The organism is Desulfoluna sp. CYM3A (genome assembly GCF_056829965.1).
In genome coordinates this window covers 4,885,020-4,900,452 of record NZ_CP186556.1, presented here as the reverse complement: position 1 = coordinate 4,900,452, position 15,433 = coordinate 4,885,020, and the positions used below count along the sequence as shown (strand labels likewise).

The following is a 15,433-nucleotide window of genomic DNA, read 5'->3' as shown; positions in this document are numbered from 1 at the left end:
GGTGGGTTTGGGGGCGAAAGGCAAGGTGATTGGCGGTTTTTCCGCTTTTGGAGCAAAAAAAGGTTGCAAAAGGCCGGGGGTTGGTGCATGTTTCTGCTCGTAGAAACAAAAAGGGCGGCCGGACCGGTAAGGGCAGGACCGCGAAAGAGACGATACAGACCCAGGAGAGTAGATATGACCACCGACATCCGCAGCCTTGAAATGCCCAACGCCGAAGGTTACTTCGGAGATTACGGCGGAAGCTTTGTGCCCCCCGAACTCCAGGCCATCCTCGACGAGATCACCGTCGCATACAACGAGATCAAGGACGACCCCGCATTTGTGGCGGAGCTGACCACCCTCATGAAGGACTTTGTGGGCCGCCCCAGCGCTCTGTTCCACTGCAAAAACCTCTCCGACAAGATCGGGGGCGCTCAGATCTACCTGAAGCGTGAAGACCTCAACCACACCGGCGCCCACAAGATCAACCACTGCCTCGGCGAGGCCCTTCTGGCCAAGCGCATGGGCAAGAAAAAACTCATTGCCGAGACCGGTGCCGGGCAGCACGGCGTGGCCCTGGCCACGGCCGCTGTTCTCGTGGGCCTGGAGTGCGATATCTACATGGGGGTCATCGATATTGAGAAAGAGAAGCCCAACGTCACCCGCATGAAGATCCTCGGCGCCAACGTGATTCCCGTGACCCGCGGCACCCAGACCCTCAAGGACGCCGTGGACGCCGCCTTTGAAGCCTACCTCGCCGATCCGGTGACCCAGCTCTACGCCATCGGCTCCGTGGTGGGGCCCCACCCCTTTCCCATGATGGTCCGCGACTTCCAGAAGATCATCGGCATTGAGGCCAGGGCCCAGTTCCAGGAAAAATACGGCACACTGCCCAACCATATCGTGGCCTGTGTGGGGGGCGGTTCCAACGCCATGGGACTTTTCACCGCTTTTCTCGACGACAAGAGCGTCAAGATCCACGGGGTGGAGCCTTCGGGCAAAGGCCTTGAAGACGGTCAGCACGCAGCCACCCTCACCCTGGGCAAGCCCGGGACCCTGCACGGCTTCAAGTCCTATCTCCTCCAGGACGACGCCGGCGAGCCCCTGCCTGTCTACTCTGTTGCCAGCGGCCTTGATTACCCCGGCTTAATTCAGCACAGCCTCTTGAAAGACATCGAGCGTGTGGAGTACGTCACCGCCGGTGACGAAGAGACCATCGACGCCCTCTTTGAGCTCTCCCGCACCGAAGGGATCATCCCTGCCATCGAGAGCGCCCACGCCGTGGCCTACGCCATGACCCTGGCCAAGGACCTCCCCAAAGAGGAGTCCATCCTCATCAACCTCTCCGGCCGCGGGGACAAAGACATCGATTTTGTGGTGGAAAACTACGGAAAGAAATACGGTGTCTAAGCCTTGGGCTTATAGACCAAAAAAACAGTGACCGTGTGTTTCGATAAAACACGATCAACAGCGAATAATAAAAAAAGGCCGCCCTCTATGGGCGGCCTTTTTTGATTTTTGGGTAACGATTCCGTTGGCCTCCGGCGGGTCGCTTTTTGAAAAAAGCTCCGCAAAAACGTTCCGGTTGGATGCTCGTTATGTTGAAAATGATCGGAAAACCAAATGAACAATTTGCCCCCGGCAGGGCCGACGGAGGCAATTTTGAGTTGACTCGTTACCGTTTTTTTACCGAAAAAGCTCCATGGCCACCCAGGTGTTGTAGCCGATGTAGGCGGCCACCAGGGCAGCGCCTTCGAATCGATTGATGCGGCCGGACCCCTTGAACCCGTAGCCGATGACAAACATGGAGAGGGTCAGGGCGCCCATGGTGAGGGCGTCCCGGGTAAGGACCTCCGGGCCCACATCCAGGGGGTGGATGGCCCCTGCGATGCCCACCACGGCCAGGGTGTTGAAGAGGTTGGAGCCCAGGACATTGCCCAGGGCGATGTCGTGTTCTCCTTTGCGGGTGGCAATGACCGAGGAGGCCAGTTCGGGGAGGGAGGTGCCCACGGCCACGACGGTGAGGCCGATTATCAGGTCGTTGACCCCGAAGGCATGGGCCAGCTCCACGGCTCCCCAGACCAGGACCCGTGAGGCGATCACAAGGGCCACCAGGCCGGTGGCAAGCCGGACCAGGGCCTGGGAGAGGGTCTTGGTATCCGATGCCATGCCCTGCTCTGTTTCATCGGCCAGGGTATCCCCCCGTCGCCTGAGGCCCTGGTGGATGGTCCAGGCCATGAGCCCGCCGAAGATGCCCAGAAGGACCCAGGCGTCCGCGGCGCTGATGTGGCCGTCGGCGATCTGGAAGGCGGACAGGGCGGTGATGGCGGTGAGAAGGGGCAGCTCTTTTTTCAGGACCTGGGACTGGACGGTGATGGGGGCGATGAGGGCCGTGACGCCCAGGATCAGGGCGATGTTGGTGATGTTGGAGCCGTAGGCGTTGCCCAGGGCCAGGCCGGGGTTACCCTGGGTGGCGGCAAGGGCGGAGACCACCATCTCCGGCGCCGAGGTACCGAAGCCAAGGATCACCATGCCGATGAGAAGGGGAGGCATGCCTAAGTGCCGTGCGGTGGCGGCGGCTCCGTCCACAAAACGGTCTGCGCTCCAGACAAGGAGGGCCAGACCGGAAATGACAGCAAGTAAAGCGAGGGGTGTGAGGGGTATCAAAATGTGTAAGCCTTGTAAGGTCAGCTGGTTAAATGCGGTGACGCAGATGGCATGTGCCCGGATGACACGATGCCCTGGAGACTTTTATCAACCATGTGTACCGTAGCATAAACAGAGGTGCAAACAAATTCATCTGGAAAAGGAGGGTGTGGGATGACACACATCATGATTCTGGCAAGGGACGCCCTGGTTTATCAGCCGCTGGTGGCGGCCGCAGGGCTGTCCGACGTGGTTTTGCATGCCTGCGAGACGGTGGCCGAGGCCATGGAGATCGTGGGGGGCTGCGAGGTGATCCTGGGCCAGCCGGACATGGTGGCCCGGGTGCTTCCCGAAGCACGCAAGCTGGTGTGGGTGCAGTCGACCTTTGCCGGGGTGGATGCCCTGTGCGCCCCCGGGCTTCGCAGGAACTATCTCCTGACCGGGGTCAAGGGGATCTTCGGGCCCTTGATGAGCGAATACGTCTTCGGGTACATCCTGGCCCGGGAGCGCAAGGTGTTCGACGTACGGGCCCATCAGCTTCAGAAGGCCTGGCGTCCCCTTTCGTACCGGAGCCTTCGGGGGATGACCCTGGGGGTGTGCGGGCTGGGGTCCATCGGCGCTCATGTGGCGGAGACCGCCCGTCATTTCGGTATGCGGGTGGTGGGCTACCGTCGTAGCCCCAAATCGTTTTCCGGTGTTGACCCGCATCTCATCTCGGGGACGCATTCCACGGGTTCCTGGCCCGGTGCGATTATGTGGTGTCCGTTCTTCCCGCCACCCCGGCCACCCGTCATCTGTTTGACAGAAATGCTTTTTCCGCCATGAAGCCCTCTTCGGTGTTCATGAACGTGGGGCGCGGAAGCACGGTCTGCGAAGCGGACCTTTTCAATGCCCTTGCGGAACGGCAGATCGCAGGGGCTGTGCTGGATGTCTTCGAAGAGGAGCCCCTGAGCCCGGAGAGCCCCTTGTGGACGTCAGACCAGGTGATGGTGACCCCACACATTGCCGCGTGCAGTTTTCCCGAAGAGGTGGCCGGGATTTTTATCCGAAATGTTGAGGCCTGGCAAAATGGCTCGGCACTATCCTATCCCGTGGATTTTGAGCAGGGGTATTGATGGCCTTTATGGGCCGTCAACGGGTTCTCTCACCAGGTGGCCGTCTCCCTGGAAACCGAATCGTCGGTACCAGGCATCCAGGGCGTCGCTGCCCAAGGGGGGCGGGGTGTCCGTAGGACAGGGGATGGGGCTGAGGCTGAGGGCCACGCTGAAGCGGTTTGCCTGGCTGCAGAGCTCATCCAGCATGGTGGTGCCGTGGCCGCTGCCGGGGATGAAGGCCCCCACATGGTAGAGGTGCACCACTTCACGGTCCTGCTGGGTCATCACGGCCAGGGCCACGATGCCGATGGGGGTGCCGCAGAGGGCTTCAAAGACAAAAGGGAAGATCTCCGTGAGGCCGGGGCCGTACCCCACGCTGAGGGCGACCCGACCGGGAAAGCGGGTGTAGAATGAGAGGACAAAGGCATGGGCGGGGCTTGCCATGGGCGGATCTCCATATGTGATGCTGCACGTCGGGGTTTGATGGCTTGCAGCAGACACACAGAGGAGAAATAAGAGTATGGAGTCCGCATGGTGGATTTTTTATATCACGTGTGGTTATAGCATGCTGGTGACTGGTGGCAACCCCTAACCCGGATATTTCATGAGAAAACGACCGCCCCAAATATGTAACATGTAATTTATCGTTTTCTGGTCGACTTTCTTACCCTTCGGGCGACCCGGGTGCACCCATCATCTGAGTTATCAGAGCCTTGAATATTGGGTGCACTCGACTCGTGAAACAGACCCGCCGGAGGCAACCTGGGGCCCCCCCTGGGCCACGCAGGCTTGTTTTTCAACCTACATGGCTTTGTCTGCTTCGGTCATGCCGAGGCCGATGTCGTCTGCCACCTTTCGCATGCCCAGGATGGTCTCGGTGATGAGCTCGGAGATCTCCATGCCGAGCATCTCGGCCCCTTTTTCGATGATGCTCCGGTCCACGCCCGCGGCAAAGCTTTTGTCCTTCCATTTTTTCTTCACGGATTTCGCCTTCATGTCCATGACGCTTCGGGAGGGGCGTACCAGGGCAGTGGAGGCCACCAGGCCGGTGAGCTCGTCAATGGCGTAGAGGGTCTGCTCCAGTTTGGTTTCAGGCTTCACGTCGGTGACGATGCCCCATCCGTGGCTGATTACGGCCCGGACCCAGGCCTGGGGCCATCCGGCGCCCGAAAGGATCTCTTCCGCCTTCTTGCAGTGTTCATCCGGATACATTTCGTAGTCGATGTCGTGGACAAGGCCGATGATCCCCCACTCGTCGGGGTCTTCTCCGAATTTTTCGGCAAAATGGCGCATGACGCCCTCCACGGAGAGGGCGTGGCGGGTGAGGCTCTCGGAGGTGTTGTAGGTTTTGAAAAGTTCCAGTGCGTCGCTACGGGTGGGAAGGCTCATGACGGCTCCTTGCGCTTGGGTGACGGGTCAGGGGAAGGGCACGGACAGTCTCCATCACATTGGGGGCGGCCCTATTCCCAAAAAAATAAAGATAACCCTTTTGTTTCCAAAGGCAAGGGGGGCCTTACAATTGCTCGTGCTGGTGGCGTCTCAGGGTGGTCTCCAGCACTTTGTTTTCATACTCCAGAAACTCTTCCAGGTCTTTCATGCCGTAGTTCAGCAGCTTTTTGATCCCGAACAGGGCCTGGGGGCTGCGATGGGCGAAGGCGTGGGCGGTTTCCAGGGCGCTGGTGCGAAGGTCCTTCTCTTTGACGACGCGGTTGACCAGGCCCAGACCCAGGGCCTCTTCCATGTTGATGTCCCGGCCCGAGTAGAGGATCTCCGCACACTTGGCGGGCCCCAGGAGGTGGGAGAGAAAAAAGACTCCCCCGCCCTTGGGGGGCAGGCCCAGCTCCATGCCGGGGTTCTGAAAGAGGGTCTCTTCGGTGGCGATGCGATAGTCACAGGCCAAAGAGAGGTTCATGAAGAGAAAGGCGGTGTCCCCGCCCCCGGCATGCACCACAAAGGGGTTGAGTTTGTAAAGCTTCATGATGAACTGGTTGAGGCCGTTGTAGAGGCGCTTGAGCAGGGTCTGGTCGGCGATGGAGGTGGTGCCGAGGTACTGGCGATAGAACTCCAGGAACCTCTCTTTGTCCAGGCGCTGGGGGGAGGCCAGGATCAGGAAGACGCGGATGGTGGGGTCCCTGGAGACGGACTCCAGATAGTCCAGAATCCGGTTTTTAGCCGTGAGGTCCGTGAGGTGGTGGAGCAGGTGCTTATGAAAGGTGAGGACCTCCACTTCTTCGATCCGTTCGCAGGTAAAAAGGTCGGTGTTGTGTTGCAGGGGAGGGTGGATCATGGCGTACCTCCGTGTGGGGTGGCCGCTTGGAAAGGGAAGCGGCGGGTCAATGGGGCTTAGGGCAGGAACAGATCAAAATCCGTGCCTGGTGGGCCCGGGGAGGTGAAAGGGCTTGTCCCGGGGAATCGCCACACCGCTGAAAACCATGGAAAACCAACGCTTCACCGCGGCGATGCCATGGGAACCCACCGGTCTCCGGCAAAGGAGACGGCCCTTGGGCGTCGGTGCATGGGTGGGAAACGGGTGAAACATGCTGACACCCTGCAAAGTCGCCTGACAGCCATGGGCCATAAAACCCCTTTTACGCCCCTGATCCATCTCTATCAGATCCCTTTGGCTTGGGCAAATGTATAAGTGCTTGAAAAATAAGGGCCCAGAGCGTATTTTTAAAAGACCCCTCCTTCCTTAGAGTGTTTCTCAACGCATGGCCTTTTTTCCATAAGGATACCCTTCCATGGTTGTCAAACCCACCCTTTTGGTGAGCAAGTGCCTGGGCTTTGAAGCGTGTCGTTACAATGGGCAGGCGCTCTCGGACTCCTTTGTGACGCAGTTGAAATCCCATGTGACGTTTACCCCTGTCTGCCCCGAGGTGGAGATTGGTCTCGGGGTGCCGCGTTCTCCCATCCGCCTTGCCAGGATTGAGAAGAAACTGCACCTTTACCAGCCCGCAACGGAGACGGTCCTTACCGATACCATGGCGGCCTTTTCCCAAACCTGCCTCGACGCACTTCCCGAAGTGGATGGGTTTCTCCTGAAAAACCGGTCCCCCTCCTGCGGCCCGTCAGACGTCAAGGTGTACGAGGGGCTGGCAAAATCTGCCAAGGCAAAGCGGGGCAGCGGGTTTTTTGCCACCGCCGTCTTTGATCGTTTCCCCGGCCTTCCCGTGGAGGACGAGGGGCGGCTGAAGAACTTTGAGCTTCGGGAGCAGTTCCTGATCCGGATTTTTTCCCTGGCCAGATTTCGGAAGGCCCGACAGAGTGGACGGATGCGGGACCTGGTGGCCTTTCACAGCACCCACAAGCTCTTGCTCATGGCCTGGAACCAGACCCGGTTCCGTGCCTGCGGCAAGATCACGGCCAACCATGAGAAGCGCCCCGTGGCCGAGGTGTTCGCCCTGTACGAGGAGGAGCTTAAAAAAGCCCTGGCTGCACGGCCACGGGCACCTTCCATGATCAACACCCTGTTGCACGCCTTTGGCTGGGTCTCCGATGGCCTTTCCAGGGAAGAGAAGGCCTATTTCCTCCAGAGCCTTGAAGAGTACCGGGATGAGCGAATTCCCCTTGCCGCCCTGCTTCGCCTGATCAAGGGGTATGCCGTTCGCTTTGAGCAGGCGTACCTCCTGAGCCAGGTGATCATGGAGCCATTTCCCAACGCCCTGGTGAAGATGTCGGATTCCGGCAAGGGGCGTTGAGATCGGAACGCGGTATCGGGCCGTCGGGCTTTCCCCGGATGTTTCCGTGAACGGCTCAAGGGAACAAACCTTCGGGGGATGCCGTCCCATGGGGTATTTTCCCGTTGTGAAACAAGGGGATGATTTTTTTTGTCCGGGCGACAGGGCCACGGTTGGGCTCTCTGGGCGGCACGATCCCCGGCCAGGGGCTTTTATGGTTGACGATGCCGGGTGGTGTCTGGTTTTTAATTGGGTTTGGCGGGGGATGTGTTTGTGTGTAGACACTTTGGTTGGTGGGGTGTGTCAAAAAGATGGGTGTGATTCGATTCAAGTCGAGCATCGGTGTACAGCTGACGGTCACTCTTTCGATGGTTCTTTTGCTTTTTGCGGTTCTTTTTGCCATGTTCACGACCCGCCATGTCCAGCAGTTCGGGGACACCTTTGCCGATCGGGCCGTGAATACCCTGCACCACCGGGTGGAGTTGAACCTCACGGAGCGGGTCCGGCAGCGGGCCCTCCATTACAACCATTTCTTTGAAAAGGTCGCCCAGAATTCGGCCCTGCTTGCCGAAAAATCCCGGGACCTCGTTTTTGCAGACGGCCCCGGCGGGTCCTTCCCCTGCGGAACCCTTCCCCCGTTATCACCCATTTCCACCGGGACCCTTGCGGGCCCTTCGGATGCACCTTCCCTTCTGCTTCGCCTTCCGGGTGGAGATGCCGGAGGGGCCTTCCCGCCAAGCGATCGCCACGCCTGCCTTCTCCCCTATCTCGAGATCTTCGGGCACACCTCCATGCCCACCGCCGCAGCCTACGTCATCTACACCAGCGGATTTTCCCAATACTACCCGAATACCGTGTCCCGGGAGGCCTTTGTCGGGCTCACCATGGAGGGCATTGTGAAACAGCGGTGGTTTTCGGCGGCCACCCCGGAGGAGAACCCGTCTCTGGCGACGGTCTGGACCCCCGTGTACAGGGATGACGCCATGGGCGGGGTGGTGGCCACGGCATCCACCCCTGTGGTCACAGAGGCTGGGGAGTTCAAGGGCATCGCCGGCATCGACCTGCCCGTGTCCGATATTTTTGACCCGCTGGTGCATGAAGAGGCCAGCTCCAAGGACGTGGAGGGGATGTTCTGGTTCCTTGTGGACGAAGGGGGGACCCCGCTGCTGTTTCCGAAGCGGGCCCTGGCAATGTTCGGGGTGCCGGATCCATCCGACGGAAACGGCATGGGGAGCCTTTTGACCTCGTCGTTCAGCGAGGTCAGGCGCTATGCCCACGGGGTGATGAGCCTGGACAAAGGGGTGGGGCACCTCCGGCTTGGCGGGCGGGTCTGGATTGTCTCCCACCATGTGCTGCCGGGCATTGGGTGGGTGCTGGGAAGTGCCGTACCCGAGGATGCCCTTTTTGCCGGTCTGGAAACGGCCCGGGCCGACTACGGCCGGGCCACACGGCGCATGGGCTGGGAGATCGTGATGGGTGCCGTTATCTTTACCTCCCTGGCCCTGGGGCTCTTCTATTTTGTGCTGAGGGAACGCCTGGTCCGCCCGCTTCGAATGCTGGAGCGGCAGGCTCAGCGGGTGAGCCGGGGAAACCTCGACGGAAAGACCGTCCTCCTGTCGGGCAAAGATGAGATGGCTCGCCTGGCGTTTTCCTTTAACAGCATGGTCGATTCGCTCAAAGAGGGACGGGCTTTTCAGGAACAAACCACAGAGCATCTGGAGGCCATGGTGCGGTCCCGGACCCGGGAGGCGGAGGGGAAGGCCCGTGAGCTTCACACCGCGGTGACGGAGCTGACCACCATTTTTTCAAACAGCATGGTGGGGATTATGCTGCTCAAGGGGGGGCGAACCCTCTGGAAAGCCAACGACAGGATGGCTGAGATCCTCGGGTACGGTACCCCCGGGGAGATGGAGGGGCTCTCCATGAGGGAACTCCATCTCAGCGAAGATGCCTTCAGAAGGTACGGGGCCCATCACTACGACGCCTTGGTCCACGGGGGCAGGACGCAGATCGACTATCGGCTGAAGCGCCGTGACGGCTCTGCGGTGTGGTGCAGCCTTTCGGGAAAGGCCGTGGATACCCATGTGCCCCCGGACCTCAACAAAGGGGTGCTCTGGGTGGTGGACGACATCACCGAGCGAAAAGCCTCGGAGCAGGCAATTCGCGAGAGCGAGGAGCGGTTCCGGGAGATGGCCGAGCTGCTGCCCTGCATTGTCTGCGAAGTGGACCTGGCCCTTCGTGTCACCTACGTCAACAGCCTGGCGCTCAAGGCCTTTCAGATTCAGCCGGAAGATTTCGAGACCCCGGGCATCGCCCTCGATCCCTTTCACCCGGACGACCGGCCGCGGGTGATGGGGCGGGTGGAGATCACCCTGGCCGGGGGGGATGTGGAGCCCGCCGAGTACCGCATGATCAGCCGGGCTGGTGAGGAGAGGCGGGTGTTGCTGCACTCGGCCCCCATCGTCAAAAACAGCGCTGTGGTGGGTATCCGGGCGAGCCTTGCCGATGTGACGGAGTACCGTTCCATGCAGGAGGCCCTGCTCAAGCAGGGCAAACTGGATCTCATCGGTTCGTTTATCGGGGGCATCGCCCATGACTTCAACAACCTGCTTGCCGTTATGGTGGGGCGTGTGGAGCTGGCATCTCTCTGCCTTGACGAGGAGTCGCCGGCCATGAAGCACCTGGCGACCATGGATGAGGCCGTGCAGCGGGCCCGGGACCTGGTGGAACAGATGATCACCCTGTCGGCCCGGGGGGAGAGGGTGGATGCCACGGTTTCGATTCAGGAGGTGCTTCGCCGATGCGTGAAACAGGCCGGGGGACAGGGGGCCGGTGTGCACCTTGACCTGGCACCCGAAACGCCTCTGGTGGCCGTGGACGGGGCCCAGATGGGACAGGCCATCGATGCCGTATTGGAAAATGCCCTGGAGGCCTGCGGCGGGAAAGGGACGGTGTGGGTGAGCTGCGCCTGTTCCGACAAGGGGCCGCGGAGGCTGCCTGCTCCCGGCGGGACCTCTTGTGTGGACGTGACGATACGTGACTCGGGGTGCGGCATCGCCGAGGAGCATCTGCCCCATATCTTTGATCCGTATTACACCACCAAGGAGCGAAGCTCCCGCAAAGGGATGGGGTTCGGTCTTGCCGTGACCCACGCGGTGGTAACACGCCACCGGGGAACCCTTACCGTGGATTCCCGTCTTGGTGAGGGGACAACGGTCTCTATCTGTCTCCCCGTTGAAGGCGCCGCCCCCGCGTGAGGATCAGAGACCGGATATGCGGTCCATGAAAGCGGCCATGGCAAAGTCTTTTTCCGTGAGCCCCTCGGTGTCGAAGGTGGTCAGGGTGACGTCCACCCGGCCGTATACATTGCTCCACTCCGGGTGGTGATCTTCTTTTTCGGCCTTGATGGCCACACGGGTCATGAATCCGAAGGCCGCGTTGAAGTTTTTGAAGCCAAACCGCTTTTTCAAGGTATTTCCTTCCAGGTGCCAGGGCACCTGACATGCGTCGTTCAACTCCTCAAGACGCATGCTGATCTCCTCTTGGGACAAACCATTGGATTTCATGAAACCTCCAGTGTCTGCGGGCGGTCTGACGCCCTGTCTAACGCATGTCCATGCCGAGACGGCTATACCCTTCTGTCCGAATCTTCCACGGGTCGAATATACCCACACAACAGGCTGTAATAAAGCATCATTGCCCTTGAGCGGTCGTTTGTTCATGAAGTACCCGGGGTAGGCGAAAGCCGTCCAGTGATTCGCCGGATTGTCAGTGCTTCCATGAGTAATCAAATGGTGCAGTGGAATCAAGGGGAAATACACCTTTTTTCTCTTTTTCGGCCCGGCCGACCGGGATGCGATGTACCGGTCGGCCGGAGGCGTGGCATCGGGGCTGAGCGACCGATGCTGTCTTTTGGGGCGATGGCTGCACGAAGGTTCAGAAGGTGTAGAGAAGCTTCATGTTCCAGTCGTGGAAACTCACCAGGGAGAGATCGTCTATGCCGGCAGTGCCTGCCAGCTCCACTTCGAGGTAGAGGGTGTCGTTGAGGGGCCAGTCAATGCCCATGTTGCCCCGTGCGCAGGCATCGGAGCGGGAGAGCTTTCCGTGGTTGGCGGTGCCGTCATCGCTGACATGGATGTCCAGGTAGCCCAGGCCCGCAGAAAGATAAGCCCGTGCGCGGTCTGAGGAGACGGGGTACCAGCGGAGCATGACGGCGACCTGCCGGACGTCCACATCGTCGTCGGTAAGGGGGTTGGAGATGTCGAAATCGTCGAGGAACAGGGTCTCCAGAAGCAGGGCCCAGTCGGTGTGTATGTGGTGACCGGCCACAAAGCTGGCCCCCGAGGACTTGTCGAATTCAAAGTTCTTGCCCGCAAAGTGGGCGCCGACCCCCATGAAGGTGCCGCAGTTTGCGGCAAAGGCGGGCTGGGTGAGCAGGGCAAGCAGGCCGACAATCAGTAGAACGCGTCGTGTCATGGTGTCTCTCCTTTTTTAGCGTGGCAGCGATGAATGTGGTGATGGACATTTACTGACACGAGGAAAAGTTCACAAAGCGTGCCGAACGTCTCGCCCTTTGTTTTTTTGCGGGAACTGTGCGGAGGTGCTTTTAGATCTGAGCGGTGGGTTTTGTTTCGATTTCAGGAGGATGGGAGGTGGTGCGATGGCACGGTGAATTCTCAGGCACCCGCCACGGGGCGGGCGGGAGGAGCACAGCAGGGGGAACCCTTTGTTGTCAGGGGTGTCCGTGGGCTTGCCAAGGTGTCGTGCCCGGGTTGGCACGGCATGGTTTCAAGGGGATGGGGCGGGAAAAAGGGCGGTGAAGCGGTGACGCCGGTGGGCAAAAATACGTTCAAGGGTCCTGCGGACCACCAGGGCGTGCACCAGCTCGCCCAAAGGGCCGAAGGGAAGGCGGTAGCGCACGGTGTCCGTCATGAGGACACCCCCCGGCACCTCCCGGAGTTCATGGTGATGGTACCAGAACCGGTAGGGGCCGAGGCGCTGTTCGTCCACAAAACGAAACGGGGCCTTGATGTGCTTGATCTCCGTCACCCACCGCCTGCGCCCGAGAACGGGCAGGCCGATGCGGTACTCGATGATCAGCCCGTCTTCCATGGCCTCCGGAACGTCGGAGACGATCTCGAACCGGAGCCAGGGCGGGGTGATGGTATCGAGGTTGGCCGGGGCCTGGACAAAGGCCCACGCCTTGTCAATGGTGGTGGGAAGGAGCTGGCTTTGCCTGAGGGTGTGCATGGCCGCCCTGCCTTGTCTGACAGATGAGTCGGCCCGGTTTCGGCCGCAGTTGAAGCTATTGCTCTTCGATGCGCCAGCCGGGGCCGCAGATGATTTTCTTGCCTTTTTCGTCGATGAAGGAGAAACCGCCGCCGCCCCCGCCTTCGGAGGGGAAGGGAAAGACTTTAAAGCGACCCTCCCAGGTTTTCTTCGAGCCGTCGTAGAGGGTATGGGTGATGACCCTGTCCAGCCCCACGGCGTCGGCTCTTAAGTCCTTGACGCTTTTTTTGATGTCCTCACTGGGGATAAAGAAGGTCCAGGCGATCCATCCGGCGATGATGAGCACCACTGCGGCTCCGAATCCGAATTTCCATTTGCTCATGGTGTAGCAGTCCTTTTTTTGATGGGTGTGTCGGGTGGGATCAGTTAAACGCCCCCGGCTTGATTGCGGGGCCTCTGCATGACCGAAATTTTTCCCAGTATACGGGCGATTTGGCCGGATCGCAAGCCTGGGCGGCGGATTGGGTACCAGGTCAGAGAAAAAGGGGCTTGATCCGTCAAGAGGCGTTTGGGTATAGTCATCAGATTCAGAACATGGTGGTTGTCAGAACGGCCCGGAGACGTTTCGGGACCTGGCACCTGCCCCCATCATTACCAACCGCCTGTTCCGTCAGGCTGTGTAGCAAGGGAGCACCATATGGAGATCAAGCGCTATGAAACCAAGGCCCGCATGAGCCGCGCCGTGGTTTACAACAACACCGTATACCTCTGCGGCCAGGTGGCCAAGGACGCCTCAAAGGGCATTACCGAGCAGACCGCCACCACCCTCGAAAAGATCGAGGAGCTCCTTGAGAGCGTGGGGTCCGACAAGGACAAGATTCTGTCCGCCACCATCTACATCAAGGACATGGCATACTTTGCGGACATGAACGCTGTCTGGGATGCCTGGGTCACCCCGGGTATGGCACCTGCCCGCGCCTGTGTTCAGGCCGCCATGGCACGTGAAGAGCTCCTCGTGGAGATCTCCATCGTCGCCGCCGTGTAGATGTCCCGGATAAAAAACCGGCCGCAGGGTGCACGATGCCTGGGGCCGTGTTTTTCCGATGGTTTTCTCCACTTCCTCTGGGCTGCCTGCCTCCCCTTGTCGATCCTTCGAATCAATGCGAAATGCCTCATGCCTGCCCCAGTTTTTTCCGGGTGCATTGTCTTTGTCAGTATAAAATAATGAAAAAAAGGCTGTCTCGGGTTCAGAAACGGTGGCGAAAAGCCGATGACTTGAACGGTTTGGTATGTTTTAAGGCCCGTCGCCGTCCTTGCCCCAAGGACGGGGTTCATGCGGCTTTTTGGTGGGAAATACCGGTACGGGCTTTCCGGGCCGGGTCTGGGGGGGCAATGCATCTTTTACGGAATGGGAGGGCCGGGCATGGTCCGTCGTTGCTGCTGGGGGCGCTGTGCGTCCTTCTGTCGCCGATCTGCGCCTGCGCTCTGGAGCCGGTGTCCCTTCAGCTGAAGTGGACCCATCACTTTCAATTTGCCGGGTACTATGCTGCCCTGGAAAAGGGCTTTTACGAGGACGAGGGCCTGGGGGTGACGCTCCTGGAGGGCGGCTCTCGAAAGCAGGGGCCGGTGAGGGCCGTGACCCAGGGAAAGGCCACCTACGGCGTGGCCGGTTCGGAGCTGCTCATGTGGCGTCTCAACGGGATGCCTGTTGTGGCCCTTGCTCCTGTGTTCCAGCACTCTGCCACGGTGATTCTCGTGCGGCGGGATTCGGGCATTTCATCGCCCCAGGATTTTGCAGGGCGTCGCCTCGAAATGGGCGAAAAAGCCAACGACGCCGAAGTCTGGGCCATGATCCGGGCCGAAGGGCTGAATCCGGGCCAGTTTACACGGGTTCAGAATGATTTTTCAATTGAGGATCTCATCGCAAAACGGGTGGACGGGCTCTCCACCTATGACACCACCGATCCCTTTGTGATGCGTCAAAAAAAGATTCCCTACCGCGTGATCCGCCCCCTTCAATACGGCATCGATTTTTACGGCGATACCCTGTTTACAACCGAAGCGGAAGTGCGCAAACACCCCGATCGGGCGCGCCGTATGGTGCGGGCGTCCATGAAGGGGTGGCGCTACGCCTTTGAGCATCCCGATGAGATCATTGACCTCATCCTTGGGACCTACGTCAAAGGGGCGGACAGTCCCTCCCGCGAGCACCTCGTCTATGAATTCGAGGAGATGAAGCAGCTTGTTCTTCCGCGCCTGGTGGAGCTTGGGCACATGAACGAAGGGCGCTGGAATCACATGGCCGAGACCCTGGTGCAGATCGGCTTGGCAGATCCGGGGTACGATTTGTCCGGGTTTTTCTACAAGGCTGCCGCCCCGATTCCCTTTGACTGGGACCATTGGGCGGTGAGGGGAGGCGGGGCGGCGCTGATTCTGGCCGTCTCCGTGGGGGTCTGCCTCTGTTTTTACAATCGGAGAATGCGGGCGGAGATCTGCCGACGCATCCAAAGCGAGGAGGAGCGCGAGCAGCTTATTACAGAGCTGACCCAGGCCCTGGAAGAGGTGCGGGAACTCAACGGCCTGCTCCCCATCTGTTCCAGCTGCTTTAAGGTAAGAAACGACAAGGGGTACTGGGAGAAGCTGGAGAGCTACATCGAAAGCCACACCAAGGCCCGCTTCAGCCACGGCATCTGCACCGAGTGCATGAAGCAGCGTTACCCCTACCTGTTTGATGAAGAGGAGGAGGCCGACGGGGACGCCGACGCCCTGTACAACGAAGAATCCGGCACCCTGCCCCCGTCGTCGTAA

16 protein-coding genes are annotated in these 15,433 nt (G+C 59.9%); 7 read left to right on the top strand and 9 right to left on the bottom strand.

Annotation, left to right across the window (positions count from 1 at the left end; genetic code table 11):
* Positions 1-174: 174 nt before the first annotated feature.
* Positions 175-1,389 carry a tryptophan synthase subunit beta gene (trpB, locus tag ACOYW1_RS24795; protein ID WP_482420163.1) on the top strand — a complete coding sequence of 405 codons (1,215 nt, stop codon included), beginning with the start codon at positions 175-177 and terminating at the stop codon, positions 1,387-1,389.
* A gap of 276 nt (positions 1,390-1,665) precedes the next feature.
* Here trpB and ACOYW1_RS24790 read toward each other — a convergent pair whose 3' ends face one another.
* Positions 1,666-2,646, bottom strand: a complete 981-nt coding sequence (locus ACOYW1_RS24790; protein ID WP_482418231.1) for a calcium/sodium antiporter — start codon at positions 2,644-2,646, stop codon at positions 1,666-1,668.
* Between the two features lie 153 nt (positions 2,647-2,799).
* Between ACOYW1_RS24790 and ACOYW1_RS24785 the strand changes: the two genes are divergently transcribed.
* Positions 2,800-3,450: an NAD(P)-dependent oxidoreductase gene (locus ACOYW1_RS24785; protein ID WP_482420162.1), complete on the top strand. Its 651-nt coding sequence runs from the start codon at positions 2,800-2,802 to the stop codon at positions 3,448-3,450.
* The gene (locus ACOYW1_RS24780; protein WP_482420161.1) at positions 3,381-3,740 is read left to right on the top strand and encodes an NAD(P)-dependent oxidoreductase; all 360 of its coding nucleotides are present in this window, start codon (positions 3,381-3,383) and stop codon (positions 3,738-3,740) included. The genes ACOYW1_RS24785 and ACOYW1_RS24780 overlap by 70 nt, the downstream gene beginning before the upstream one ends.
* Positions 3,741-3,746: 6 nt before the next feature.
* On the opposite strand, the gene ACOYW1_RS24775 is transcribed toward ACOYW1_RS24780, so the two are convergent.
* The 4 genes from ACOYW1_RS24775 to ACOYW1_RS24760 all read right to left on the bottom strand — a co-directional run bounded on the left by ACOYW1_RS24775 (position 3,747) and on the right by ACOYW1_RS24760 (position 6,258).
* Positions 3,747-4,163 (bottom strand): hypothetical protein, encoded by a 417-nt coding sequence (locus tag ACOYW1_RS24775; protein WP_482418229.1) that lies wholly within the window; start codon positions 4,161-4,163, stop codon positions 3,747-3,749.
* Positions 4,164-4,520: 357 nt separating this feature from the next.
* Positions 4,521-5,108 carry an HD domain-containing protein gene (locus ACOYW1_RS24770; protein WP_482420160.1) on the bottom strand — a complete coding sequence of 196 codons (588 nt, stop codon included), beginning with the start codon at positions 5,106-5,108 and terminating at the stop codon, positions 4,521-4,523.
* 124 nt (positions 5,109-5,232) lie between these two features.
* Entirely contained in the window at positions 5,233-6,006 is a 774-nt protein-coding gene (locus ACOYW1_RS24765; RefSeq protein WP_482420159.1) for an enoyl-CoA hydratase/isomerase family protein, read from the bottom strand.
* Positions 6,007-6,078: 72 nt separating this feature from the next.
* Positions 6,079-6,258: a hypothetical protein gene (locus ACOYW1_RS24760; RefSeq protein ID WP_482420158.1), complete on the bottom strand. Its 180-nt coding sequence runs from the start codon at positions 6,256-6,258 to the stop codon at positions 6,079-6,081.
* 202 nt (positions 6,259-6,460) lie between these two features.
* Here ACOYW1_RS24760 and ACOYW1_RS24755 point away from each other — a divergent pair, with 202 nt between their 5' ends.
* Together ACOYW1_RS24755 and ACOYW1_RS24750 are read left to right on the top strand one after the other, a co-directional pair.
* Positions 6,461-7,417, top strand: a complete 957-nt coding sequence (locus tag ACOYW1_RS24755; RefSeq protein WP_482420157.1) for a YbgA family protein — start codon at positions 6,461-6,463, stop codon at positions 7,415-7,417.
* Positions 7,418-7,707: 290 nt separating this feature from the next.
* Entirely contained in the window at positions 7,708-10,653 is a 2,946-nt protein-coding gene (locus ACOYW1_RS24750; RefSeq protein ID WP_482420156.1) for a PAS domain S-box protein, read from the top strand.
* Between the two features lie 3 nt (positions 10,654-10,656).
* Here ACOYW1_RS24750 and ACOYW1_RS24745 read toward each other — a convergent pair whose 3' ends face one another.
* The 4 genes from ACOYW1_RS24745 to ACOYW1_RS24730 all read right to left on the bottom strand — a co-directional run bounded on the left by ACOYW1_RS24745 (position 10,657) and on the right by ACOYW1_RS24730 (position 13,007).
* A complete protein-coding gene (locus ACOYW1_RS24745) occupies positions 10,657-10,962 on the bottom strand; it encodes a 4a-hydroxytetrahydrobiopterin dehydratase (RefSeq protein ID WP_482418224.1) in 306 nt (101 codons plus the stop codon).
* Positions 10,963-11,332: 370 nt separating this feature from the next.
* Positions 11,333-11,872 (bottom strand): outer membrane beta-barrel protein, encoded by a 540-nt coding sequence (locus ACOYW1_RS24740; RefSeq protein ID WP_482420155.1) that lies wholly within the window; start codon positions 11,870-11,872, stop codon positions 11,333-11,335.
* 312 nt (positions 11,873-12,184) lie between these two features.
* Positions 12,185-12,646: an SRPBCC family protein gene (locus ACOYW1_RS24735; protein WP_482420154.1), complete on the bottom strand. Its 462-nt coding sequence runs from the start codon at positions 12,644-12,646 to the stop codon at positions 12,185-12,187.
* Between the two features lie 55 nt (positions 12,647-12,701).
* Positions 12,702-13,007 carry a hypothetical protein gene (locus ACOYW1_RS24730; RefSeq protein ID WP_180142373.1) on the bottom strand — a complete coding sequence of 102 codons (306 nt, stop codon included), beginning with the start codon at positions 13,005-13,007 and terminating at the stop codon, positions 12,702-12,704.
* A 315-nt stretch (positions 13,008-13,322) separates the two neighbouring features.
* On the opposite strand from ACOYW1_RS24730, the gene ACOYW1_RS24725 reads away from it, so the two are divergent.
* Together ACOYW1_RS24725 and ACOYW1_RS24720 are read left to right on the top strand one after the other, a co-directional pair.
* Positions 13,323-13,670 carry a RidA family protein gene (locus tag ACOYW1_RS24725; protein ID WP_482420153.1) on the top strand — a complete coding sequence of 116 codons (348 nt, stop codon included), beginning with the start codon at positions 13,323-13,325 and terminating at the stop codon, positions 13,668-13,670.
* A 449-nt stretch (positions 13,671-14,119) separates the two neighbouring features.
* A complete protein-coding gene (locus tag ACOYW1_RS24720; protein WP_482420152.1) occupies positions 14,120-15,433 on the top strand; it encodes an ABC transporter substrate-binding protein in 1,314 nt (437 codons plus the stop codon).